Raw genomic sequence first — 1,060 nt, 5'->3', positions numbered from 1 at the left:
CCCGCGGGCGGCGACGCCCTGGACGGGTGTGACGTCGTGGCGCCCGACGGCTTCGACGTGCCCCGGGACGTCACCGCCAGCTCGTGGATGATCTCTGACCTGGACACGGGCGAGGTGGTGGCCGCGCGCGATCCCCATGGCCGCTACCGCCCGGCGAGCCTGATCAAGACCCTGCTCGCCACGGTGGCCCTGGACACTCTGGACGCAGACCGCGTCATCGAGGTGACCGACGAGGACCTCGTGGGCGCCGAAGGCAGCCTGGTGGGTATCGGCCCGGGCGGTCAGTACTCGGTCGACCGCCTGGTGCGTGGCCTCCTCATGTCCTCGGGCAACGACGCCGCCCTCGTGCTCGCGCGACGGATGGGCGGGGTCGAGGAGACCCTGGAGGCGATGAACGCGCACGCGGCCGGGCTCGGCGCCGTGAGCACCCACGCCGCCACCGTGAACGGCCTGGACGGGCCCGGGATGATGTCGACGGCGTACGACCTGTCACTCATCTTCCGCGACGCCATGAGCCGGCCCGAGTTCGCCGGCATCGTGGGCACGGAGATGTCCGGGTTCCCCGGGTATCCCGCCGGCGAGGGCGCGGACGCACCCGATCCGGCCTCCGCGCCGGCCCTCACCGGTCCGACCACGCGCGGGGACGGGACCGTGGTCAACCCGGGTTTCGTGCTGGCCAACGACAATCAGTTGCTCTACAACTACCCGGGAGCGTTCGGCGGAAAGACCGGCTTCACCGACGACGCCCGACACACGTTCATCGGGGCGGCCGAGCGGGACGGGCGACGACTGGCGGTGGTTCTGCTCGACGGCACCCGTGTGCCCGCGTCGCCGTGGGAGCAGGCGGCGCTGTTGCTCGACGCCGGTTTCGATACCGACGACTCCGTGGGGCGGTTGGTGACCGGGCCGCCGGCCGGTCCGGGAGCGGGGACCGAACACCTGGCCTCCGGCCCTCTCGGTTCCGTGGGTACGGCCGCTCAGCTCGACCCGTCCAGCACGAGGGGGCCCGTGCTCGTGCGGTACGGGCCGTGGCTGGCCGTGGGCGCGGCGGGGCTGGTCG

Annotated in this window: 1 protein-coding gene; it reads left to right on the top strand. The window is 72.9% G+C overall.

Annotation, left to right across the window (positions count from 1 at the left end; translation table 11 throughout):
* Positions 1-1,060, top strand: a 1,060-nt coding sequence (locus G6027_RS15985; protein WP_182638026.1) for a serine hydrolase, incomplete at both ends; no start/stop codon positions are given.

Source organism: Dietzia sp. SLG310A2-38A2 (assembly GCF_014145095.1).
Taxonomy (GTDB): domain Bacteria; phylum Actinomycetota; class Actinomycetes; order Mycobacteriales; family Mycobacteriaceae; genus Dietzia.
The sequence above is the reverse complement of the archived record's forward strand: the minus strand, read 5'-3'. Positions and strand labels throughout refer to the sequence as shown.